This is a genomic window from Klebsiella sp. BIGb0132 (genome assembly GCF_024810075.1).
In the GTDB taxonomy this organism is placed as follows: Bacteria; Pseudomonadota; Gammaproteobacteria; order Enterobacterales; family Enterobacteriaceae; genus Klebsiella; species Klebsiella terrigena.
On sequence record NZ_JANUDW010000006.1, the window covers coordinates 53,867 to 75,437 of the forward strand.

20 protein-coding genes are annotated in these 21,571 nt (G+C 60.6%); 15 read left to right on the top strand and 5 right to left on the bottom strand.

What is annotated here, in order from left to right:
- Positions 1–3: 3 nt before the first annotated feature.
- The gene (locus M2416_RS16940) at positions 4–1,341 is read right to left on the bottom strand and encodes a maltoporin (RefSeq protein ID WP_041146911.1); all 1,338 of its coding nucleotides are present in this window, start codon (positions 1,339–1,341) and stop codon (positions 4–6) included.
- Between the two features lie 227 nt (positions 1,342–1,568).
- Positions 1,569–2,840 carry a PTS sugar transporter subunit IIC gene (locus M2416_RS16945; protein WP_041146912.1) on the bottom strand — a complete coding sequence of 424 codons (1,272 nt, stop codon included), beginning with the start codon at positions 2,838–2,840 and terminating at the stop codon, positions 1,569–1,571.
- 174 nt (positions 2,841–3,014) lie between these two features.
- Here M2416_RS16945 and M2416_RS16950 point away from each other — a divergent pair, with 174 nt between their 5' ends.
- The 9 genes from M2416_RS16950 to sitD all read left to right on the top strand — a co-directional run bounded on the left by M2416_RS16950 (position 3,015) and on the right by sitD (position 10,706).
- Positions 3,015–3,329 carry a PTS sugar transporter subunit IIB gene (locus M2416_RS16950; RefSeq protein ID WP_259225959.1) on the top strand — a complete coding sequence of 105 codons (315 nt, stop codon included), beginning with the start codon at positions 3,015–3,017 and terminating at the stop codon, positions 3,327–3,329.
- Between the two features lie 10 nt (positions 3,330–3,339).
- On the top strand, positions 3,340–4,662 hold the full coding sequence (locus tag M2416_RS16955) for a PTS sugar transporter subunit IIC (RefSeq protein WP_115192044.1): 1,323 nt from the start codon (positions 3,340–3,342) through the stop codon (positions 4,660–4,662).
- 23 nt (positions 4,663–4,685) lie between these two features.
- Entirely contained in the window at positions 4,686–5,000 is a 315-nt protein-coding gene (locus M2416_RS16960) for a PTS lactose/cellobiose transporter subunit IIA (RefSeq protein ID WP_076946024.1), read from the top strand.
- Between the two features lie 87 nt (positions 5,001–5,087).
- Positions 5,088–6,002 (top strand): ROK family protein, encoded by a 915-nt coding sequence (locus M2416_RS16965; RefSeq protein WP_076946023.1) that lies wholly within the window; start codon positions 5,088–5,090, stop codon positions 6,000–6,002.
- Positions 6,003–6,058: 56 nt separating this feature from the next.
- Positions 6,059–7,021, top strand: coding sequence for a LacI family DNA-binding transcriptional regulator (locus M2416_RS16970; protein ID WP_041146917.1), 963 nt, complete (start codon positions 6,059–6,061; stop codon positions 7,019–7,021).
- 268 nt (positions 7,022–7,289) lie between these two features.
- Positions 7,290–8,207 carry a metal ABC transporter substrate-binding protein gene (locus tag M2416_RS16975; protein ID WP_259225967.1) on the top strand — a complete coding sequence of 306 codons (918 nt, stop codon included), beginning with the start codon at positions 7,290–7,292 and terminating at the stop codon, positions 8,205–8,207.
- A complete protein-coding gene (locus tag M2416_RS16980; protein ID WP_259225969.1) occupies positions 8,204–9,025 on the top strand; it encodes a manganese/iron ABC transporter ATP-binding protein in 822 nt (273 codons plus the stop codon). The genes M2416_RS16975 and M2416_RS16980 overlap by 4 nt, the downstream gene beginning before the upstream one ends.
- Positions 9,022–9,870, top strand: a complete 849-nt coding sequence (sitC, locus tag M2416_RS16985) for an iron/manganese ABC transporter permease subunit SitC (RefSeq protein ID WP_041146920.1) — start codon at positions 9,022–9,024, stop codon at positions 9,868–9,870. Before M2416_RS16980 ends, sitC begins: the two co-directional genes overlap by 4 nt.
- Entirely contained in the window at positions 9,864–10,706 is an 843-nt protein-coding gene (sitD, locus tag M2416_RS16990) for an iron/manganese ABC transporter permease subunit SitD (RefSeq protein WP_259225977.1), read from the top strand. The genes sitC and sitD overlap by 7 nt, the downstream gene beginning before the upstream one ends.
- A 36-nt stretch (positions 10,707–10,742) precedes the next feature.
- On the opposite strand, the gene M2416_RS16995 is transcribed toward sitD, so the two are convergent.
- A complete protein-coding gene (locus tag M2416_RS16995) occupies positions 10,743–11,087 on the bottom strand; it encodes a nitrous oxide-stimulated promoter family protein (protein ID WP_259225979.1) in 345 nt (114 codons plus the stop codon).
- 76 nt (positions 11,088–11,163) lie between these two features.
- Positions 11,164–11,445 (bottom strand): Rdx family protein, encoded by a 282-nt coding sequence (locus tag M2416_RS17000; RefSeq protein WP_041146923.1) that lies wholly within the window; start codon positions 11,443–11,445, stop codon positions 11,164–11,166.
- A gap of 241 nt (positions 11,446–11,686) precedes the next feature.
- Here M2416_RS17000 and M2416_RS17005 point away from each other — a divergent pair, with 241 nt between their 5' ends.
- From M2416_RS17005 to mutS, 6 genes are all read left to right on the top strand, one after another.
- The gene (locus M2416_RS17005; protein WP_259225982.1) at positions 11,687–14,059 is read left to right on the top strand and encodes a TonB-dependent receptor domain-containing protein; all 2,373 of its coding nucleotides are present in this window, start codon (positions 11,687–11,689) and stop codon (positions 14,057–14,059) included.
- Positions 14,060–14,131: 72 nt separating this feature from the next.
- Positions 14,132–15,172, top strand: a complete 1,041-nt coding sequence (locus M2416_RS17010) for a hemin-degrading factor (RefSeq protein WP_259225984.1) — start codon at positions 14,132–14,134, stop codon at positions 15,170–15,172.
- Positions 15,169–15,987 carry a heme/hemin ABC transporter substrate-binding protein gene (locus tag M2416_RS17015; protein ID WP_259225985.1) on the top strand — a complete coding sequence of 273 codons (819 nt, stop codon included), beginning with the start codon at positions 15,169–15,171 and terminating at the stop codon, positions 15,985–15,987. The genes M2416_RS17010 and M2416_RS17015 overlap by 4 nt, the downstream gene beginning before the upstream one ends.
- Positions 15,987–16,982: a FecCD family ABC transporter permease gene (locus M2416_RS17020; protein ID WP_076946013.1), complete on the top strand. Its 996-nt coding sequence runs from the start codon at positions 15,987–15,989 to the stop codon at positions 16,980–16,982. Before M2416_RS17015 ends, M2416_RS17020 begins: the two co-directional genes overlap by 1 nt.
- Complete coding sequence (locus M2416_RS17025) at positions 16,975–17,754, top strand: heme ABC transporter ATP-binding protein (protein ID WP_259225990.1); 780 nt, start codon at positions 16,975–16,977, stop codon at positions 17,752–17,754. The genes M2416_RS17020 and M2416_RS17025 overlap by 8 nt, the downstream gene beginning before the upstream one ends.
- 184 nt (positions 17,755–17,938) lie before the next feature.
- Entirely contained in the window at positions 17,939–20,500 is a 2,562-nt protein-coding gene (gene mutS, locus M2416_RS17030) for a DNA mismatch repair protein MutS (RefSeq protein ID WP_076946011.1), read from the top strand.
- 96 nt (positions 20,501–20,596) lie between these two features.
- Here mutS and M2416_RS17035 read toward each other — a convergent pair whose 3' ends face one another.
- Positions 20,597–21,484 (bottom strand): LysR family transcriptional regulator, encoded by an 888-nt coding sequence (locus M2416_RS17035; RefSeq protein ID WP_259225993.1) that lies wholly within the window; start codon positions 21,482–21,484, stop codon positions 20,597–20,599.
- Positions 21,485–21,571: the final 87 nt, after the last annotated feature.

Consider the following 21,571-nt stretch of genomic DNA (forward strand, 5'->3'; position numbering starts at 1 on the left):
TCCTTAGAACCACACTTCGGCCTGAACGCCAAAATTCAGCGTGTCGGTGTCACCGCTGCGCGAATAGCCACCGGCAGAAATGGTATTGGTGCTCCAGTCATAGTTACCGTCGAGGGCGTCGGAGACGCCTTTATCCCACTTGGCGTAGGTGACAAAAAAGCGCAGCTGCGGTCGGGTCCAGTAGCCGGAATCAAAGGTTAACGTCGGGGCGATAGTGACTTTGGTCAGGCCGCCTTTTCCTTTGCCATCAACCCCTTTGTAGTTGCTATCATCGAGATATTCGTAGCCCAGCTCGTACTGCATGGCGAAGTTTTTGGTAATTTGCTGATACGGGCGGATCCCGGCGACCCAGCTTGAGCGGCCCCAGCCGTTCGCATCGTCAGTCCACCACCGGTAGTTCTTATCCTTCTGGTAGTAGGCAAAGGTAGAAACCTCCCAGTCCCCCATCGAGGCAAGGTTATCCAGCACCACGCGCCAGGACTGGGTATCTTCAAGGTTGGCCCATCCCCAGCCGTTTTTCCCCAGCGAATCGCCCGCTGCCAGTCCGCGTCCGTACTGGAAGACCACCCGCGAATAGCCGCCGGTCAGGCCGTAGAAACCATCGAAGTTATAGACGCCGGTTATGCCGTAGCCTTTTTCGGCCGCCGTCGGGTGGTTCTCATTGCGGTTCATATGGTGGCCGATAAGCTCCAGGTCGAGGCCGGTGCCGGCAATCTTTTTAAACCACAGGTTGAGGGAGTAGTCGTCCGGGTAGCCCTGATCGCCCTTATCGACCGGGTAGGCTTTGGTTTCATCGGTTGGGGAGAAGGCGTAGACCCCGGCATCGAAGCGGGCGAAGCCCAGATCCATGTTATCGAAGCCGCCGCCGGTGCCGTTGTACTGAATGTACTCCCAGTCGAACTGGTGGCTGGAGGTGTTGGAGCTGCTGTAGCGCTTACCGCCCCAGAAGGTCATCTCTGGCGCGAAATCGAGATTCGACAGCTCGGCAAAGCCTTCACGGAACTGCACATCGTGGCCGTCGTCATCCTGACAGTTCCAGTCAGAGGTGCATTTCGACTGGTGGGTAATATTGGCCTGGATCCGCGCCACCGCGCCGGAGTCAGACTTCAGCGTTACGGTGGGGATCAGCTCGATCTTGGTGTCCTCTTCGTTGCCGAGGCGCCATTTCCCGTCCGGCATCAGGCCGACGGAGTCGGCGCGGTTGCCGTCAGAGTTGGCAAGAATGCCGGATCGGATATAGCCGTGCAGCGCAAAATCATATTGCGGATCGGCGCTGGCGCAGTCGCTCATTACCGCCAAAGCGAGCAAAGACAGAGGTATTGATGAGTTAAGCCTTATCATTATTTTTTTCCTTCGTTCGTTATTTTTTATTAACAGGGTCTGGAACGTCAGGAAATTTACGGATCAAAAACGGAAATGTACATCCACAAACGGAAAGCGCTTTCCGTAATTGCCGGATTAGTTCACAAAATTGATTATAACCAGCAAGAATTCGTGACGCTCATCACATAAATAGCTTCGACATAAAAAAGCCCGCATTCGCGGGCTGGTTTCATGGCGGGAAGGGGCTAGCGTTCGGCGTCGGCGAGCTGGCGCTCGTAGACCTTGAAGAAGGGGCGGTACAGCATCCACGAGTTGAAAATGGCGAACAGGCTCATGCACAGATTTTTCCAGCTGCCGTTCGCCGACCATGCCGCGCCGAGCGGCGACGGCATCGACCAAGGCAGCATCGCCACCGCGCGATCGAGGATGCCAAGGTGCGTTAAATACCATGCAATACAGGCATTTATCAGCGGCACAAAAATAAACGGCAGCAGGAATACCGGGTTCATAATAATCGGAAAGCCGAACAGTATCGGCTCATTGATGTTAAACAGGGACGGCAGCAGGCCAATTTTTCCCACGCTTTTCAGCTGCCGGGAGCGGCTGCGCATCGCCATAAAAACCAGCGGCAGGGTGGAGCCAATGCCGCCAATCAGCAGGTAGAAATCCCAGAATCCCTGGAGATAAATATGCGGCAGCGTCGCGGCGCCGGAGGCGAGGGCCTGCTGGTTTTCAAAGAGATAGGTCATCCAGAAGGGATTCATAATGCCGGTAATAATCAGGGCGCCGTGAATGCCGACAAACCAAAGCAAGTTACAGATAAATAAAGAGATAAGTACCGCCGTCAGGGTGTCAGACGCGATCACCAGCGGCCGTACCGCTTCGCTGATGAGCTCCGGCAATATTCTCCCGCTGGTCTGCAGCAGAACGGCGTTGATGACGCTAATGGAGAGCATCACCACCAGCAGCGGAATCAGCAGCTGAAAACCGTTGCGGGTCATCAGCGGGACCTCTTCCGGCAGCCGGATGCACCAGCCTTTTCTGTAGAAAAAACGAATTATTTCAATTGAATAGACGCTTGAAATAAGCGCAGTGAATATCCCCATCCCGCCGAGGAAGATATTGGTCGCGCCGTTATCGCGAAAGCCGATAAACAGCAGGAAGGCCAGGCAGCCGGTCAGGCCACACAGCCGCTCCGGCAGGCGATACTGCTTGGCAAGGCTGGCGCTGGCGCCGAAGGCCACGATCAGCGCCACCAGGCCAATGGTCAGCTCAAACGTCGGCAGCAAGATTGGCCGCAGCTGCAGGTAAAACTGGCCAAACGCCGATGCGCCGTTAATGGAAACGGGCGGAAACAAAATGGGTACCAGCAAACTACCAACAATCACAAACGGCATGGCCAGCGCGAAGCTATCGCGCATCGCCGTAATGTGGTTATTGCGCGTCAGAACGTTGGCCAGCGGCGCCAGCCGCTGCTCGATGATGTCGACGGCAACATTCATCAACTGAAAGTTCATAGTGCTACCTTTTGAGATGTGTATTTACGCCGCGATGATGGCGCACAACCACATAAAGTAAAAGCCTGCCATAGGTGATCGTTGTCACAATTAATAAATCCACAAACGGAAAGCGCTTTCCGTTTTGTATCCCGATGACTATAGTCCGGACATCTAACCCATCGGGAGCCGTATATGAAAAAGATAATGTTGTGTTGTTCTGCGGGGATGTCCACCAGCCTGCTGATGAAGAAAATGATCGACGAAGCGGAGAAGCGAGGCCTGGCGGTTGAGATCAGGGCCTTCGGCGTGGCGGAGTTCGCCGAGCAGGTTGCGCACTACCAGGTCGTGCTGCTGGGTCCGCAGGTCAAATACATGCAAAAGGATCTGCAAAAACAGGCCGACCGCTACGGGATCCTCGTGGAGCCCATCAACATGATGGATTACGGCATGCAGAAAGGCGGTGCGGTGCTCGATTTCGCGCTCGCTCTGATCGATAACCAGCATTGAGGGAAAGAAGATGAGCTCTCTGTACGCCAAACTGATCGCCGTGATCGAGCAAAAAATTACCCCGATGGCCGGCGCCATCGGCCAGCAAAAGTACGTCACCTCGATTCGCGACGGCTTTATTACCGCCCTGCCCTTTATGATCGTCGGCTCCTTCCTGCTGGTCTTTATCTTTCCACCGTTTTCCCCGGACACCAGCTGGGGCTTTGCCCGCGCCTGGCTGCAGTTCTCCCTCGATCATCGTGAAGCGCTGATGTTGCCGTTTAACTTCAGCATGGGGGTCATGACGCTGTTTATTGCCGTCGGCATCGCGGCAAGCCTGGCGAAGCACCATAATCTGGACTCGTTGACCGCCGGCATGCTGTCGCTGATGTCATTCCTGCTGGTCGCCGCGCCGCTGAAAGACGGGCAGATCTCCACCGCCTATTTCTCCGGCCAGGGGATCTTCACCGCTATTCTGGTGGCTATTTACTCTACCGAGCTGTACGCCTTCCTCAAGCGCCACAACGTAACCATTCGCCTGCCGCCAGAGGTGCCAGCGGGCGTTGCGCGTTCGTTTGAAATCCTTATCCCGGTGCTGGCAGTGGTGCTGACCCTCCACCCGCTCAACCTGTTTATCGAAGCGCAGCTGGGGATGATCATTCCGGAAGCGATCATGTCGCTGGTGAAACCGCTGGTCGCAGCCTCGGATACTCTGCCGGCGATCCTGATCTCGGTGCTGGTATGCCAGGTCCTGTGGTTCGCCGGGATCCACGGCGCGCTGATCGTCACCGGAATTATGAACCCGTTCTGGATGGCTAATCTGTCGATCAACCAGGCGGCAATGGCCGCAGGCACCGCCATTCCGCATATCTACGTGCAGGGCTTCTGGGATCACTATCTGCTGATCGGCGGCGTGGGATCGACCCTGCCGCTGGCGCTGATGCTGCTGCGCAGCAAGGCCGTTCATCTGCGAACCATTGGCCGAATGGGCGTGGTGCCGGGCGTATTTAACATCAACGAACCGATTCTGTTCGGCGCGCCGATCATCATGAACCCGCTGTTCTTCCTGCCGTTCGTGCTGGTTCCGATGATTAACGCCACCCTCGCCTGGTTTGCGCTGAAGCTGGATCTGGTGAGCCGCGTGGTCTCGATGACGCCGTGGACCACTCCGGCCCCTATTGGCGCCTCCTGGGCGGCAAACTGGAGCTTTAGCCCGGTGATCATGTGCCTGATCTGTATGGGAACCGCGATGGTGATGTACCTGCCGTTCCTGCGCGCTTATGAAAAGCAGCTGCTGAGCCAGGAAAGCCATAACGCCGAAACCGGGTCGCAGGCCGCGACGCAATCCGCATAATTTAGATTATTCAGAGGTAAGTCATGGAATTAGAAGAACAGGTCATGGGCATTATTATCAATGCCGGCCAGGCGCGCAGCCTGTGCTACGAAGCGCTGAGCTGCGCCAAAGAGGGTGATTTTGACGCTGCCGATGCAAAGATGAAAGAAGCGGCCCATTTTTCCCGCGAAGCGCATCTGGTTCAGACCCGGCTGATTGAGGCCGACGAGGGCGAAGGCAAAACCAAAATGACGCTGGTCATGGTGCACGCCCAGGACCATCTGATGACCTCCATTCTGGCGAAAGAGCTGATCGCCGAACTGATCGCCGTTTATCGCTCGCGGCCGCTGCAGGCGTAGCGTTTACCCGGCGCCGTTAGCCCACAGCCCCGGCCCGCTGCGCCGGGGCTGTGGGCAACCTACGCGCCATCCAGTATGGAGGCAACTATGCTACATCTTGGTTTAGATATCGGCGGCACCAAAATGGAAGCCGTTCTGCTCACCCCTCAGGGCGAGTGCGTCTATCGCCAGCGCCGCCCAACGCATAAAGAGAGCTACGAGGCGTTCATCCACCAGCTGCTCGGCCTGATCGAGACCGTGCGCGACTGGAGCGAGCGCCCGTTTTCGATTGGAGTCGGCCTGCCCGGCGCTATCGACCCGCAGAGCGGTTTGATCAAAAACTGCAACTGCCTGGTGCTGAACGGCCACGATCTGCGCAGCGATCTAATGCAGCGGCTCGGCCAGCCGGTGTGGATCGCCAACGACGCCGACTGCTTCACCCTTTCCGAAGCGGTAGACGGCGCGGGCGCAGGATCTATGACGGTTTTTGGGGTGATTATCGGTACCGGCTGTGGAGGCGGCATTGCCGTCAATCAGCAGCTGCTAAGCGGGCCCAACGCGATCGCCGGCGAGTGGGGCCACAACCCGCTGCCGGGCTATACGCCGCAGCGGGATGGCCCCGCTCAGGCCTGCTACTGCGGGAAGCAAAACTGCATTGAGAGCTTTATCTCCGGCAGCGGATTTGCCCGGCGATACGGCGAGCAGGCGCAGGCGGAAGCGATAGTTGAGGCCGCGCAAAATGGCGATCCGCAGGCGCTCGCCCACTGGCGGCACTTTATCGACGCCTTTGCCCGCAGCCTGGCCTCGGTGATTAACATCCTCGATCCGCAGACGATCGTGCTGGGCGGCGGCCTGTCCAACGTCGGGCAAATTTACCGCGATCTGCCCCCCGCCATCGTGCCCTATCTGTTCTCCGATAGCTGCCATACCGCGATCAAACAGGCCCGCTTCGGCGACGCCAGCGGCGTGCGCGGCGCGGCCTGGCTCCCGGTTCTGGCGGGCGCTGAAGGCCGGTGGCGATAGACACTTTTTTCAGCAGGTATGCTAAGCTAGGCGAAAATATCCAGACAGAAAAGACCATGCCAACCATTGATGATGTTTCAAGATTAGCGAATGTCTCCAGAGCGACGGTTTCTCGCGTGCTGACCGGCACCCGTGGCGTTCGCGAGGAGAGCCGGGAAGCCGTGCTGCGAGCCGTTGAAGAGCTCAACTATCGCCCGAGCTTTGCCGCGCAAAACCTCGCCAGTCAGACATCAAATCACGTTGGCCTGGTTATCCCGACGCGCGACGAGAGCAGCGGAGCGCGCCTGCTTCCCCAGCTGTCGCAGGCCCTCAAGGGATTAAACAAAAATCTGCTGGTGCAGTACGTCACCGACGGGGTGGAACAGGCCGCGGCGGTGGACGACCTTCAGCGCCAGTGCGTGGCGGTGGTGGTGCTCGGCGCGGTCTCGCCGGACGCCCCGCGCAACGTTATCTCCTTCGACCGCTTCAGCGTGGCGGGGATCAACAACCAAGGCTACGACTACGCCTTTGCCACCGAAAGCGCCTGCCGCTACGTCATCGGCAAGGGCCATCGCAATATCGCGCTGTTGACCGATAACGCCGACGATGACGCCAGCCGCCAAATGCTCGAAGGCTACCGGAACGTGCTGCAAAACTACTCCATTCCCTTTAACCGTCAGCTGATGCTGGCGGCTAACGATGACGTTGAGCAGGCGCTGCTGACGCTGATTAACAGCTTCAGCAAGTATTCGGTCATTATCGTCAAGCGCGATCGCTACGCGGCGGAAGCCATGCGCCTGCTGCGCGAGTTTAACATCGCCGTGCCGCAGGAGGTGTCGCTGCTCAGCCTCGAGGACTCCCCGCTCGCTTCGCTGCTCAATCCGCCGCTGACCTGTATCTCATGGCCGCTGGAGCAGCTGATGGAGAGCTGTATTCAGCGGATCCGCAGCCTGATTGACGAACGCCCGGCGTTTAGCGCCGAGGGCCGCACGCTGGCGGGCCGCCTGATCCCGCGCCAGTCGGTAGCCGATATCTCCTGACGTTCTCCCCCGGCCGCTCACGGTGGCCGGACTCGCTCCCGGCTTTCCCTGCTTCTCTTTTCTTGTTCTTTTTCTTTCTTTTCTCTTTCTCTTGTTGTTGCTCTTTTTCCCTGCGCCCCTCATCTGCTGCGCCGCGCTATCGTTCCCACGCTCATTATTCACCCGCCATCTAAATAATAATCATTTTCATTTATCAATAGCCTGTGCTATACAACATAGCACAGGCTATAAATGATGCTTAATTAACCGCAACGTTGTGAGGGATCCTATGCTGCACCTGCCACCGCTGAAACACCTGATGTTTGCCGCCACTTTGGCGATCCTCGCCGTCGCCCCCGCGCAGGCGAAAGAGAAATTTAAGGTCATCACCACCTTTACGGTGATCGCCGATATGGCGCAGAACGTGGCCGGCGATGCCGCCGAGGTGAGCTCAATAACCAAGCCGGGAGCCGAGATCCACGAGTATCAGCCGACGCCGGGCGATATCAAGCGCGCCCAGGGGGCGCAGCTGATTCTCGCCAACGGTCTGAACCTCGAGCTGTGGTTTGCCCGCTTCTACCAGCATTTAAACGGCGTACCGGAAGTGGTGGTCAGCAACGGGATCCAGCCGATGGGCATCAGCGATGGCCCTTATAACGGCAAGCCCAACCCGCACGCGTGGATGTCGGCGGACAACGCCCTAATCTACGTCGATAACATCCGCGACGCGCTGGTGAAATACGATCCGGACAATGCCGACGCCTATCGCCGCAACGCCGAGACCTACAAGGAAAAAATCCGCCAGACCATGGCGCCGCTGAAAGCGCAGCTGGCGAAGCTACCGGAGGATAAGCGCTGGCTGGTCACCAGCGAAGGCGCATTCTCCTACCTCGCCCGCGATAACGGCCTGCAGGAGCGCTACCTCTGGCCGATTAACGCCGACCAGCAGGGCACGCCGCAGCAGGTGCGTAAAACCATCGACACCATGAAAAAAGAGCATATCCCGACCATCTTTAGCGAAAGCACCATCTCCGATAAGCCGGCGCGCCAGGTCGCACGTGAAGCGGGCGCCCACTATGGCGGCGTACTCTACGTTGACTCCCTGAGTACCGCCGATGGCCCGGTGCCGACCTATCTCGATCTGCTGCGGGTGACCACGCAAACCATCGTCCAGGGCATCAACGACGGCCTGAGGAAACAGTCATGAGTACAGCGACGGCCGGGCTGGTCATCGACAGGGTCAGCGTCACCTACCGCAACGGCCATACCGCGCTGCGGGATGCCTCCTTCAGCGTCCCACAGGGTTCAATTGCCGCGCTGGTCGGCGTCAACGGCTCGGGGAAATCAACCCTGTTTAAGGCGCTGATGGGCTTCGTGCGCCTGGCGCGCGGCGAGATTGCGATCCTCGGTCAGCCGGTCAACCGCGCGCTGCGGCAAAACCTCGTGGCCTACGTCCCGCAGTCCGAGGAGGTCGACTGGTCGTTCCCGGTGCTGGTGGAAGACGTGGTGATGATGGGCCGCTACGGCCATATGGGCTGGCTGCGGCGGGCAAAGCCTCGCGACCACGAGATCGTTGACGCGGCGCTGGCGCGCGTAGGCATGAGCGAATACCGCCATCGGCAGATCGGCGAACTCTCCGGCGGGCAGAAGAAGCGCGTGTTCCTTGCCAGAGCCATCGCCCAGCAGGGCAAAGTGATCCTGCTGGATGAACCCTTTACCGGCGTTGACGTGCAGACCGAAGCGCGGATCATCGCCCTGCTGCGGGAGCTGCGCGATGAGGGCTGCACCATGCTGGTCTCAACCCACAACCTCGGCTCGGTGAGCGAGTTTTGCGACTACACCGTGATGGTCAAAGGCACCGTCCTCGCGAGCGGCCCAACCGAAACCACCTTTACCGCCGAGAATCTGGAGCTTGCCTTTAGCGGCGTGCTGCGCCACGTGGTGCTCAAAGGCGGCGAGGATCGGATTATTACCGACGATGAGCGGCCGTTTATCAGCCGTCGGGCGACGGGAGGCGAAGGATGAGCTGGCTGATGGAGCCGTTTGGCTATCAGTATATGCTGAACGCGATGTGGGTCTCCGCCCTGGTCGGCGGCGTGTGCGCATTTCTCTCGTGCTACCTGATGCTTAAAGGCTGGTCGCTGATTGGCGACGCCCTGTCCCACTCGATCGTCCCCGGCGTGGCGGGCGCCTATATGCTCGGCCTGCCCTTTGCGCTGGGCGCCTTTCTCTCCGGCGGGCTGGCGGCGGGCAGCATGCTGTTTCTCAACCAGCGCTCAAAGCTCAAGGAGGATGCAATTATCGGGCTGATTTTCTCCTCCTTCTTCGGTATCGGGCTGTTTATGGTGTCGCTCAACCCGACCTCGGTCAATATTCAGACCATCATCCTTGGCAATATTCTGGCGATTGCCCCGGAGGATATTATCCAGCTGGCGGCGATTGGCTTTATTTCGATAATCATCCTGCTGCTGAAGTGGAAAGATCTGATGGTCACCTTTTTCGATGAAAGCCACGCCCGCTCCATCGGCCTCAACACCACCGGCCTCAAGCTGCTGTTCTTCACCCTGCTGGCAGCCTGTACCGTAGCGGCGCTGCAGACCGTGGGCGCGTTTTTGGTGATTTGCCTGGTGGTCACCCCCGGCGCCACCGCCTGGCTGCTCACCGACCGCTTTCCGCGCCTGCTGGCGATTGCCGTCGCCATCGGCAGCCTGACCAGCTTTTTCGGCGCCTGGCTGAGCTACTATCTGGACGGCGCCACCGGCGGCATCATCGTGGTGGCCCAAACGCTGCTGTTTTTGGTGGCATTCGTCTTCGCGCCAAAGCACGGCCTGCTTGCCAGCCGCCGTCGCGCCAGGGAGGCCTCATGCTGACCGCTCTGCTCGAACCCTTCCAGTTCTCTTTTATGATCAACGCCATGCTGGTGGCGGCGATCGTTGCCGTTCCCTGCGCCCTGCTGTCGGTGTTTTTGGTACTGAAAGGCTGGGCGCTGATGGGCGACGCCATGAGCCACGCGGTATTTCCCGGGGTGGTGGTGGCGTATATCGTCGGCATTCCCTTCGCCATCGGCGCCTTTATTGCCGGGCTGTTCTGCGCTATCGCCACCGGCTATCTTGATGACAATAGCCGTATCAAGCGCGATACGATCATGGGGATCGTCTTTTCCGGCATGTTTGGCGCCGGGCTGGTGCTGTACGTCGCTATTCAGTCCGAGGTGCATCTCGACCATATTCTGTTCGGCGATATGCTGGGCATCTCCGCCAGCGATATCGTGCAAACGTCGACGATCGCCCTGGCTATTGCGCTGATTATTGGGCTGAAGTGGCGCGATTTTCTGCTGCACGCCTTCGACCCGCATCAGGCTAAGGCCAGCGGTTTACGCTGCGGGCTGCTGCACTACGGGCTGCTGTGCATGATTGCGCTGACGATCGTCGCGACGCTGAAAGCGGTGGGGATTATTCTGTCGATTTCGCTGCTGATCGCCCCGGGCGCCATCGCGCTGCTGCTGACGCGGCGCTTTATCAGCGCGCTGCTGCTGGCGGTGGCGCTTGCCGTGAGCTGTTCTCTGGGGGGCGTCTGGCTGTCGTTCTATCTCGATAGCGCCCCGGCGCCGACCATCGTGGTGCTGTTCACCGCGCTGTTCATCATGACGTTCGTATATACGTCGATCCGCGATAGCCGAACGCAGGCCGAATCCACAGAGGCGTAGGGCCGCGGCGAGCGCCAGGGCCCGGAAAGGTGCCGGCTATTTTTTAGGCCGGTATTTTTCCGGCAGCTCGGGGACCGGACGGCGGTCATCAATCAGATGACGGATGGTTAATATCGGGTGGCGCCAGAGCATTCGCGGCCCCGCCCAGCGCATGATCTGCTTCATCTCTTCGCGTTTCCCCGGCTGATAGCAGTGTACCGGGCACTGCTTGCAGGCCGGCTTCTCTTCACCAAACACGCATTTATCCAGCCGCTTATCGGCATAGGCGTTGAGCGCCTGATAGTGCTCCGCGTCGGCCGTGGCGTCGGGGCAGCGGCGCTGATAGAGCGAAATCATCCTGCTGATGGTCTCTTTTTCGCGATCGATACGTTTACCCGCCATAGCCACTCCCCGGCAACAAAGATGCACGTATAATACACCTTCAGGCGGCGCGGTGCAGCCGGTTACTCCCTGAGGATTAGGCCGGTTTATCCAGGTGTCCCAGCGGTTTTTCCGGGAAGCAGACGTCGCGTACCCGACGCTTGAGCTCCGCCGCGTCGGGGAAGCCCTCATCCTGCTTGCGATCCCAGATTTGCACGTCGTCGACGGTGATGGTGAATATTCCCCCGGTTCCCGGCACCAGCGTGACCGAGCCGATGTCGGTGCTGAAGGTGTGCAGCAGCTCCTGCGCCATCCAGCTGGCGCGCAGCATCCAGTTGCACTGGGAGCAGTAGGTGATGGTAATGGCGCGCTTAGTCATTGTTATCCTCAATAGTTTCCACCTGAATGATCAGGTTCGTTAATCGTTAAGCCGAATTGTAATCAACTTTATGAATAAAATGTGGAGATATAATGAATTAGTTGCAAATGGTAATACTTATCATTAGTATTCGCAAAATCACAGGGAATGAATTCGCCAGCGCAGGGAAATAACGGGGTGAATCGACAAATCTGGAAGTAACGCGTGAGCCGATACTAATAATTATCAAGGCGTGGCTACTATGTACAAACCCACTCAATCAACGGCATGGTTTAAAAAAAGCCTGCTGGTGACTTCTTTGCTCGCAGCAATTTATCAGACCTCCGCCGGGGCGGCTGACAGCACCAATAAAAACCTTACCAGCGATGCGCTATCCGATGATAGCTCGGAGCTGATGACCGTGACCGCCCCCGCCCCCGAGCTGAAAGCCGGCAGCGAACACACCATTAGCGCTCAGGATCTGCAGGACAAAGGCGCCAAAGATTTTGGCTCCATCATGCGCTATGAGCCGCTGATTGGCGCCACCGGCGCCAGCGGCGGTTCGGGCAATGGTAAAAGCGGCTTCGACCGCGGCGGCTACACCGGCTACAACATTCGCGGCATGGAGAGCAACCGCGTCGGGATCGACGTCGACGGCATCGCCCAGCCAAACGCCACCGGACGCAGCTACGTCAGCCGGGCGGGTCTCAACACCTTCGGTATCGGCCGCGACTACATTGACCCGTACATGTACGGCAGCATCAATATTCAGTCCGGCGCCACCTCCAGCGAAACGGCCAACAGCTCCATCGGCGGTAACGTCTCTTTCCGTCCGAAATCTGCCGATGACTACCTGCGTCCAGGCAAAACCAGCGCCTTCGGCTACCAGAGCGGCTACGACTCCGCCGACCGTAGCTGGCACAACGGCGTCACCATCGCCGGCGGCGACGAGACCCTGCGCGGGATCTTCGTCTACAGCCGTCGCGACGGCCAGGAAACGGAAAATAACAGCGGAACCGTCGATTCGTATCCGGCCAACTGGCACTCCGACGCCTTTATGACCTCCGGGATCTGGCAGCCAAATGACGAGCATAAGCTGACCGGCACCTTCGATTACTACCATAAAACCAACCATACGCACTACGACGCCTGGGACTCCAGCGGCAACAGCGTTATCGGCACCGCCAACCAGACCAGCCAGACGCGCCGCTGGGGGCTGAGCCTGAAAGACGACTGGACGCCAATGAACGACTATATCGATAGCGTGTCGACTAAGGTCTACTACCAGCATACCGAGGCCCACGACTGGACCTATATGCCGGATAGCACCGCCCTCTCCATGGAGACCGTGAACTCGAACTTTGACACCGACACCTGGGGGTTCCAGACCGCGCTGGCCAAATCCGTGGGCCGCCACGATCTGAGCGGCGGCCTCAACGCCAGCACCACCAAAACCCAGCGTCCGTTCAGCCAGTCGCCGGTGCCGAGCGTCTACACCGCGATCATGCAGCCGGAAGCGGATAGCCGCGGCTACATCATCGCCGGCTTCGTGCAGGATAAGATTAACTTCGATCTCGACAGCCATAACTTCGCCGTGATCCCGGGCATTCGCGTCGTGCATCAATCGACCAAGCCGGAGAACCTCTCGGACCTGACCACCAACAGCAGCGTGCTGACCGGCTCCGCCGTCTCGACGCTGTACGGTAAGAACTCCGACACCCAGGCGCTGCCGTCGCTGGTCCTGCAGTACGATATGACTCCGCGCCTGATGACCTACCTGCAGTACCAGCGCGGGGCTCAGTTCCCGAACGCCAGCCAGCTGTACGGCTCGTGGAACCTCGGATCCAGCTATGCCGGACGGGCGCAGTACGCGCTGATCGGTAATACCGATCTGAAAACCGAAACCAGCGATAACTTCGAGTGGGGGATGAAGGGCGAAGTGACGGAAGGCATCACCATGCGCACCGCCCTGTTCTACAACAGCTACAAAAACTTTATCGCCTACAGCCGCTACACGCGCTCCGGCAACCCGGACCAATTCACTAACGTACCGTCGAATATCTATACCATTTATCAGGCGGAAAACCGCGATAAGGCCTATATCTACGGCGGCGAAATCAGCGCCAAATTTAACTTCGGCACCTGGTTTGAAGAGGTTAACGGCCTGAGCGCCACCCTCGCCTACGGCTACAGCGAAGGGAAATCGAAGTCCAGCTATAACGGCGACAAGTACGTCGACCTCGATAGCGTCGCGCCAATGAAGGCGATCGTCGGCGTCGCCTGGGACGACCCGGCAAAAGTCTACGGTACCGCGCTGACCGCGACCTTTGTGAAGGGCAAACGCGCCAGCACCACCAACCGCGAAAGCTATACCAACACCGGCTCGGCAATCACCGACTCCACCAGCGAATATATGCGCGTGCCCGGCTACGGTATGCTCGACTGGACCGCTTACTGGCAGGTGGCGAAAAACGTGCGCCTGAACGGCGGGGTTTACAACATTACCGACCGTAAGTACTGGGATTACCTGAGCAGCCGCAATATCGAGACATCGACCAACCAGGATGCCAACGATAAAGCGCTGGCGACGATGCCTGGCCGTACCTGGCAGCTGGGCGTGAACGTCGATTTTTGATAGACCCAATAATAAGAAACCTGCCCCCGGCCGCGATGCCGGGGATACTCATCGTAGAGAAGGATGTGAATTATGCGAGACGCTCAACATCAACATGCCCCGCTGTGGCAGCGCTACCTGACCACTAAAGCGCAATCTTCCGCCAAATACGCCCGCGATATCGCCGCCGAAATGGGGATTAGCGAAGCCGAACTGACCGAAGCCCGCCTCGGCTACGATGCCGTGCGTCTGCAGGACGACGCCCGCGCGATCCTCGCCGCGCTGGAAGCAGCCGGTGAAACGAAGTGTATTTGCCGCAACGAATATGCGGTCCACGAGCAGGTCGGCGAATTTACCCACCAGCACCTCAACGGCCACGCCGGGCTGGTGCTCAACCCGCGGGCCCTCGACCTGCGCCTGTTTCTCAGCCAGTGGGCCAGCGCGTTCCACCTGACCGACGGCGATCGCCAGAGCATTCAATTTTTCGATCATCACGGCGACGCGCTGCTGAAGGTCTACGCCACCGAACAAACCGATATCGCCGCCTGGGACGCGCTGATTGCCGGGCACACCCAGAGTGAACCGACGCCGCTGGCGATCCGTCCGGTCGAGGCAGCAAAATATGCCGACACCGTTGACGCCGCCGCGCTGGAGAGCGAGTGGCGCGCGATGACCGACGTACACCAGTTCTTCGGCCTGCTGAGAAAGCATAACCTGTCGCGCCAGCAGGCTTTCCGGGCGGTGAGCGACGACCTCGCCTGCCGCGTCGAAAACGATGCCCTGCCGCGCCTGCTGGGCGCCGTCCGCGAAGAGGGCAACGAAATTATGATTTTCGTTGGCAACCGCGGCTGCGTGCAAATTTTCACCGGCGCGCTCGAAAAGCTGCTGCCGATGCGCGGCTGGCTCAATATTTTCAACAGCACCTTTACGCTGCACCTGCGCGAAGACAGCGTTGATGAGGTTTGGGTGACCCGTAAACCGACCTCTGACGGCCACGTCACCAGCATCGAGCTGTTCGCCAAAGACGGCACGCAGATAGCCCAGCTCTTCGGCCAGCGCAGCGAAGGCCACCCGGAGCAGGAGCAGTGGCGCAGCCAGGTTGACCGTCTGACGACGGAAGGACAGATCGCATGAAACGCTGGCTCGTACTGCTGACGGCCTTGCCGCTGTTTGCCAGCGCCGCCGCCGAGCGCATCGTCTCTCTCGGCGGCGACGTCACCGAAGTGGTTTTCGCCCTCGATGCCCGGCAGCAGCTGGTTGCCAAAGATAGCACCAGCACCTGGCCCGCTGAGGCCCAGTCGCTGCCGGACGTCGGCTATCTGCGCCAGCTCAACGCCGAAGGGATCCTCTCGCTGCGTCCGACCCTCGTGCTGGCCAGCGCCCAGGCCCAGCCTTCGCTGGTGCTAAAAAAGGTGCAGGAGAGCGGCGTGAAGGTCGTTGACGTGCCGGGGGGCTACAGCCTGGCGTCAATCGATAGCAAGGTCGCCACGATTGCCGCGGCCTTAGGTAAACAGGCGCAGGGCGATGCGCTGCTGCAGAAGGTGCACCAGCAGATCGCGCAGATCCCTACCCAACCGCTTAACAAGCGGGTGCTGTTTATTCTCAGCCACGGCGGGATGAACACCCTGGTCGCCGGGAAGCAGACCGCGGCCGACGGGGCGATCCGCGCTGCCGGCCTGCAGAACGCGATGCAGGGCTTCGACCACTACCGCAGCATGTCCCAGGAGGGCGTGGTCGCTAGCCTGCCGGACCTGGTGGTGATTTCTGCCGACGGGCTCAAGGGCATGGGAGGCGAAGGGGGACTGTGGAAGCTTCCCGGCCTCGCGCAAACCCCGGCGGGCCGCCATAAGCAGGTACTGGTGATCGATGATATGGCGCTGCTCGGGTTTGGCCCGCGCACGCCGCAGGCGGTCATCACGCTGCGGCAGAAAGCGGAGCAGCTGCCCTGATGCGTGCCGCTCCCGCCCGTACTCTGTGGCTGATGCTGCTGCTGCTGGCTGGGCTGACGCTGTTCGCCACCACGCTTGGGGCGATGCGTCTGCCGCTCGCCAGCCTGTGGCCGTCCGGAGATGAGATGCTGCGCCATATCTGGCTGACGATCCGTCTGCCCCGCGTGCTGCTGGCGCTGCTGGTCGGCGCCGCGCTGGCGCTCTCCGGCTGCGTGATGCAGGGGCTGTTTCGCAACCCGCTCGCCGACCCCGGCCTGCTGGGGATCAGCAGCGGTGCGGCGCTGGCGGTGGCCTGCTGGCTGGTGCTGCCGCTGTCGGTGCCGGTACTGGTGGCGCTGTATGCCCCGATGCTGGCGGCCTTTATCGGCAGCATGGCGGTGATGGTGGTGATTTTTATCCTCAGCCGGGCCGGAGACGGCTCGCTGTCGCGCCTGCTGCTGGTGGGGATTGCCATCAACGCGCTGTGCAGCGCGCTGGTGGGGGCGCTGGCGTGGATAAGCAACGATGCCCAGCTGCGTCAGCTTTCCCTGTGGGGAATGGGCAGCCTCGGCCAGGCGGAGTGGTCTACGCTGCTGGTGGCGGCCACGCTGATGGTCCCGGCGTCAGCGGCGGTATGGCTGATGGCCTCGCGCCTCAATTTGCTGCAGCTTGGCGATGAGGAAGCGCACTATCTCGGGGTCAACGTCCGGGCGCTGCAGCGGCTTCTGCTGCTGTGCAGCGCGCTGCTGGTGGCGGCATCGGTCGCCATCAGCGGGGTGATCGGCTTTATTGGCCTGGTGGTTCCGCATCTGATGCGGATGTGGCTGGGGCCGGACCATCGCGGCCTGGTCCCCGGCTCGCTGCTCGCCGGCGCGATTTTACTGCTCCTCGCCGATACCCTCGCCCGCACCGTCGCCGCGCCCGCTGAAATGCCGGTCGGCCTGCTGACCAGCATGCTCGGCGCCCCGTGGTTTTTATGGCTTATTTTCCGCCAGCAGAGGACGGTCAATGGATAACAGCTATATCGCCCGCTCGCTGTCGCTGTGCGTCGGCCAACGCCTGCTGATTGACGACATTTCTCTCCAGCTGAGCGCGGCCGGAATGACGGCGCTGATTGGCCCGAACGGCGCGGGCAAATCGACCCTGCTCCGCCTGCTGACCGGCTTTTTAACCCCCGACAGCGGCGAACGGCGCGTGGAGGGACGGCCGCTGGAAAGCTGGACGCCGGAGGCGCTCTCCCGCCGCCGGGCGGTGATGCTGCAGCGCACCCAGCTGCACGCCGACTGGCCCGTCGAGACGGTGATCGCCATGGGGCGCTCGCCGTGGGGCAAAACCCCGGACCTGCAGACCGTGCGCAGGGTGATGGCGGAGACCGGCTGCAATCATCTGGCCGGCAGGCGCTACCCTTCGCTCTCCGGCGGCGAGCAGCAGCGGGTGCAGCTGGCCCGCTGTCTCGCCCAGCTGTGGCGCGACGACGCGCCGCAGGGCTGGCTGTTTCTTGATGAGCCAACCTCGGCGCTGGATCTTTACTATCAGCAGCATCTGCTGCGCCTGCTGAAACGCCTGACCCGCAGCGGCCTGCTGCACGTCTGCATCGTGCTGCACGATCTTAACCTCGCCGCGCTGTGGGCTGACCATATCCTGCTGATGCATCAGGGAAAGCTGGTGGCGGAAGGCACGCCGCATGAGGTGATACAGCAGCCGATTATCAGCCGCTGGTACGGCGCCGACGTGCGCACCGGCCAGCACCCCGACCACGCCATTCCGCAGGTCTATCTGGCGCCCTAATCCCATCGTGAGCCGCGCGGCCGTCCGCGCGCTCCGCTTTGGCAACTGGAACGCGGATCGCGACATCTTGTTTCGTCACTTTCCCTGAAAGTCGTATCTCCGTTATGATGTCTCTCCCATGTGATACCAACGAAAACAAAAAAGATCGCAACCCATTAAAACCCAGGGAGCTGGATAACTTTCTATGAGTACAATCGACAATCTCGACGCCCACACTCCGATGATGCAGCAGTATCTGAGGCTGAAAGCGCAGCATCCAGAGATCCTGCTGTTCTACCGCATGGGCGACTTTTACGAGCTGTTCTATGACGACGCTAAGCGCGCCTCGCAGCTGCTTGATATCTCGCTGACCAAACGCGGCGCTTCGGCGGGCGAGCCGATCCCGATGGCCGGGATCCCCCACCATGCGGTGGAAAACTACCTCGCGAAGCTGGTGAATCAGGGCGAGTCGGTGGCGATTTGCGAGCAGATTGGCGATCCGGCCACCACCAAAGGGCCGGTCGAACGGAAAGTCGTGCGCATCGTCACGCCCGGCACCATCAGCGATGAAGCGCTGCTGCAGGAGCGTCAGGATAATCTGCTGGCCGCCATCTGGCAGGACAGCAAAGGCTTCGGCTATGCGACGCTGGATATCAGCTCCGGGCGTTTTCGTCTCAGCGAGCCGGCCGATCGCGAAACCATGGCGGCAGAACTGCAGCGCACAAACCCGGCAGAGCTGCTGTATGCCGAAGATTTTGCCGAAGCGGCGCTGATTGAAGGCCGCCGCGGCCTGCGCCGCCGTCCGCTGTGGGAGTTTGAAATCGACACCGCGCGCCAGCAGCTGAACTTACAGTTCGGCACCCGCGACCTGGTGGGCTTCGGGGTTGAGAACGCCCCGCGCGGCCTGTGCGCGGCGGGCTGCCTGCTGCAGTACGTCAAGGATACCCAGCGTACCTCCCTGCCGCATATCCGCTCGATTACCATGGAGCGCGAGCAGGACAGCATCATCATGGATGCCGCCACCCGCCGTAACCTTGAGATCACCCAGAACCTGGCCGGCGGCACTGACAATACCCTCGCCTCGGTGCTCGACTGCACCGTCACCCCGATGGGCAGCCGGATGCTTAAGCGCTGGCTGCATATGCCAATCCGCAACAGCGCGGTGCTGATCGAGCGCCAGCAGACCATCGGCGCCCTGCAGGAGCGCTATAGCGAACTGCAGCCGGTGCTGCGTCAGGTCGGCGATCTCGAACGTATTCTGGCGCGCCTGGCGCTGCGCACCGCGCGGCCGCGCGATTTAGCCCGCATGCGCCACGCCTTCCAGCAGCTGCCGGCGCTGCGCGACATGCTGGCCGAGGTCCCCTGCGCTCCGGTGCAGCAGCTGCGCGATAAAATGGGCGAGTTCGCCGAGCTGCGCGAGCTGCTGGAAAAGGCTATTATCGACGCGCCGCCAGTGCTGGTGCGCGACGGCGGCGTGATTGCCCCGGGCTATAACGAAGAGCTCGACGAGTGGCGCGCGCTGGCCGATGGCGCCACGGACTACCTCGATAAGCTGGAGGTTCGCGAACGCGAACGGCTGGGGCTGGATACGCTGAAAGTGGGCTACAACGCGGTCCACGGCTACTACATCCAGATCAGCCGCGGCCAGAGCCAGCACGCGCCGATTCACTACGTCCGTCGCCAGACGCTAAAAAACGCCGAGCGCTACATTATTCCTGAGCTCAAGGAGTATGAAGATAAGGTGCTGACCTCGAAGGGCAAGGCGCTGGCGCTGGAGAAACAGCTCTACGACCGCCTGTTTGATATGCTGCTGCCGCATCTCGCCGACCTGCTGCAGAGCGCGAGCGCGCTGGCGGAGCTGGACGTGCTGATTAACCTCGCCGAGCGCGCCGAAACCCTCAACTACTGCTGCCCGACCTTTAGCGATAAGCCGGGCATCCGCATCGTCGAAGGCCGCCACCCGGTGGTGGAGCAGGTGCTAAAAGAGCCGTTCATCGCCAACCCGCTCACCCTATCGCCGCAGCGGCGGATGCTGATTATTACCGGTCCGAATATGGGCGGTAAAAGTACCTATATGCGCCAGACCGCGCTGATTGCGCTGCTGGCCTGGATCGGCAGCTACGTTCCGGCGCAAAAGGTCGACATCGGCCCTATCGACCGCATCTTTACGCGCGTCGGCGCGGCGGACGATCTGGCAAGCGGACGCTCAACCTTTATGGTCGAGATGACCGAAACCGCCAATATTCTGCATAACGCCACCGAGCACAGCCTGGTGCTGATGGACGAAATTGGCCGCGGTACCTCAACCTACGACGGGCTGTCGCTGGCGTGGGCCTGCGCCGAGAGCCTGGCAAATAAGATAAAAGCGCTGACCCTGTTTGCCACCCACTACTTCGAGCTCACCCAGTTGCCGGAGAAAATGGAAGGAGTGGCTAACGTCCATCTGGACGCGCTGGAGCACGGCGACACCATCGCCTTTATGCACAGCGTTCAGGACGGCGCGGCGAGCAAAAGCTACGGCCTGGCGGTGGCGGCGCTGGCGGGGGTGCCAAAAGAGGTGATCAAGCGCGCGCGCCAGAAGCTGCGCGAGCTGGAGAGCATTTCGCCCAACGCCGCGGCGACCCAGGTTGACGGCACGCAGATGTCGCTGCTGTCGGCGCCGGAGGAGACCTCCCCGGCTCTCGAAGCGCTGGAGCATCTTGACCCCGATACGCTGACGCCGCGCCAGGCGCTGGAGTGGATCTATCGGCTGAAAAGCCTGGCGTAATCCTCTTATCCTCTGAACGTCACTCCCGGGCGACACTGCTGTGCCCGGGAGTGAACCGCAGAAGTGGCCCAAGAAGTAGCCAAAGAAACCGGTATGTTACCCCACCCGCTGACGTAAAAAATCGATAAACGCCCGCACCCGGGTCGGCACGTGCCGCGCATCCGGATAGACCGCATAGACCCCCTGCGGCGGAAAGCTAAGTTCCGGCAGCAGATGAACCAAACGCCCCTCAGCCAGCGCTGAGGCCACCAGCCACTCCGGCAGCAGCGCCACGCCGCTGCCGGCCAGGGCGAAGGCCATCAGCGCGTTGGCGCTATCCGCCGACAGCCGCGGGGGCTTTTTAATTTCAAAGTCGATAGCCTTGCGGTCCCGACCGCTGAGCTGCCAGCGCAGCGGAGTTTGCAGGCGCTCGTGAATAATCCACTCGGCCTGGGCCAGCTGTTCAAGGGTTGTCAGCGGATGCTGCGCCAGCCACGCGGGTGCGGCAACGGGCAGGATCGCAAAACGCGAGATCAGCGCCGCGCGGTAGCGCGAGTCCGCCAGCGTCCCGAGACGAATGGCGACATCAAAGCGTTCGGAGATTAAATCGGCGTGGTGCGAGGACGAAACGTGGCGCACGCGCAGCGCCGGATGCAGCTGGCTAAATTCGGCCAGGGCGGGAACGATCGCCCGCGTCCCGTACTCCGGGGTGGTGGTGATGCGCAGCTCGCCGCTCAACCCGGCGTGGCTGGCCCGCACCTCATCCTGGAGATTTTCCGCCGCCTGCAGCAGCCCGACGCCGCGCTGATAGAACACCGTCCCCGCGTCCGTCAGGGTCAGCCGCCGCGTGGAGCGTAAAAGCAGCGTCACGCCAAGCTCGCTCTCCAGCTGCCGCACGTTAAAGCTCACCACCGCCTTGGTCTGGGCCAGAGCGACCGCGGCCGCGGTAAAACTTCCGCAGTCCACCACCGCCACAAACATCGCCATACGTTGCAGATTCAGCATGCTAATTCAGCTTATTGTCAAAAATTATCAGACAGTATATCCCGCTTCGCCGCGTTTATCCCCGCGACGTCGGGGTTTAGAGTAGCG

Coding starts and splice junctions, on each gene's coding strand:
- M2416_RS16940 (WP_041146911.1), bottom strand. CDS start 1,341: ATGATAAGGCTTAACTCATCAATACCTCTGTCTTTGCTCGCTTTGGCG.
- M2416_RS16945 (WP_041146912.1), bottom strand. CDS start 2,840: ATGAACTTTCAGTTGATGAATGTTGCCGTCGACATCATCGAGCAGCGG.
- M2416_RS16950 (WP_259225959.1), top strand. CDS start 3,015: ATGAAAAAGATAATGTTGTGTTGTTCTGCGGGGATGTCCACCAGCCTG.
- M2416_RS16955 (WP_115192044.1), top strand. CDS start 3,340: ATGAGCTCTCTGTACGCCAAACTGATCGCCGTGATCGAGCAAAAAATT.
- M2416_RS16960 (WP_076946024.1), top strand. CDS start 4,686: ATGGAATTAGAAGAACAGGTCATGGGCATTATTATCAATGCCGGCCAG.
- M2416_RS16965 (WP_076946023.1), top strand. CDS start 5,088: ATGCTACATCTTGGTTTAGATATCGGCGGCACCAAAATGGAAGCCGTT.
- M2416_RS16970 (WP_041146917.1), top strand. CDS start 6,059: ATGCCAACCATTGATGATGTTTCAAGATTAGCGAATGTCTCCAGAGCG.
- M2416_RS16975 (WP_259225967.1), top strand. CDS start 7,290: ATGCTGCACCTGCCACCGCTGAAACACCTGATGTTTGCCGCCACTTTG.
- M2416_RS16980 (WP_259225969.1), top strand. CDS start 8,204: ATGAGTACAGCGACGGCCGGGCTGGTCATCGACAGGGTCAGCGTCACC.
- sitC (WP_041146920.1), top strand. CDS start 9,022: ATGAGCTGGCTGATGGAGCCGTTTGGCTATCAGTATATGCTGAACGCG.
- sitD (WP_259225977.1), top strand. CDS start 9,864: ATGCTGACCGCTCTGCTCGAACCCTTCCAGTTCTCTTTTATGATCAAC.
- M2416_RS16995 (WP_259225979.1), bottom strand. CDS start 11,087: ATGGCGGGTAAACGTATCGATCGCGAAAAAGAGACCATCAGCAGGATG.
- M2416_RS17000 (WP_041146923.1), bottom strand. CDS start 11,445: ATGACTAAGCGCGCCATTACCATCACCTACTGCTCCCAGTGCAACTGG.
- M2416_RS17005 (WP_259225982.1), top strand. CDS start 11,687: ATGTACAAACCCACTCAATCAACGGCATGGTTTAAAAAAAGCCTGCTG.
- M2416_RS17010 (WP_259225984.1), top strand. CDS start 14,132: ATGCGAGACGCTCAACATCAACATGCCCCGCTGTGGCAGCGCTACCTG.
- M2416_RS17015 (WP_259225985.1), top strand. CDS start 15,169: ATGAAACGCTGGCTCGTACTGCTGACGGCCTTGCCGCTGTTTGCCAGC.
- M2416_RS17020 (WP_076946013.1), top strand. CDS start 15,987: ATGCGTGCCGCTCCCGCCCGTACTCTGTGGCTGATGCTGCTGCTGCTG.
- M2416_RS17025 (WP_259225990.1), top strand. CDS start 16,975: ATGGATAACAGCTATATCGCCCGCTCGCTGTCGCTGTGCGTCGGCCAA.
- mutS (WP_076946011.1), top strand. CDS start 17,939: ATGAGTACAATCGACAATCTCGACGCCCACACTCCGATGATGCAGCAG.
- M2416_RS17035 (WP_259225993.1), bottom strand. CDS start 21,484: ATGCTGAATCTGCAACGTATGGCGATGTTTGTGGCGGTGGTGGACTGC.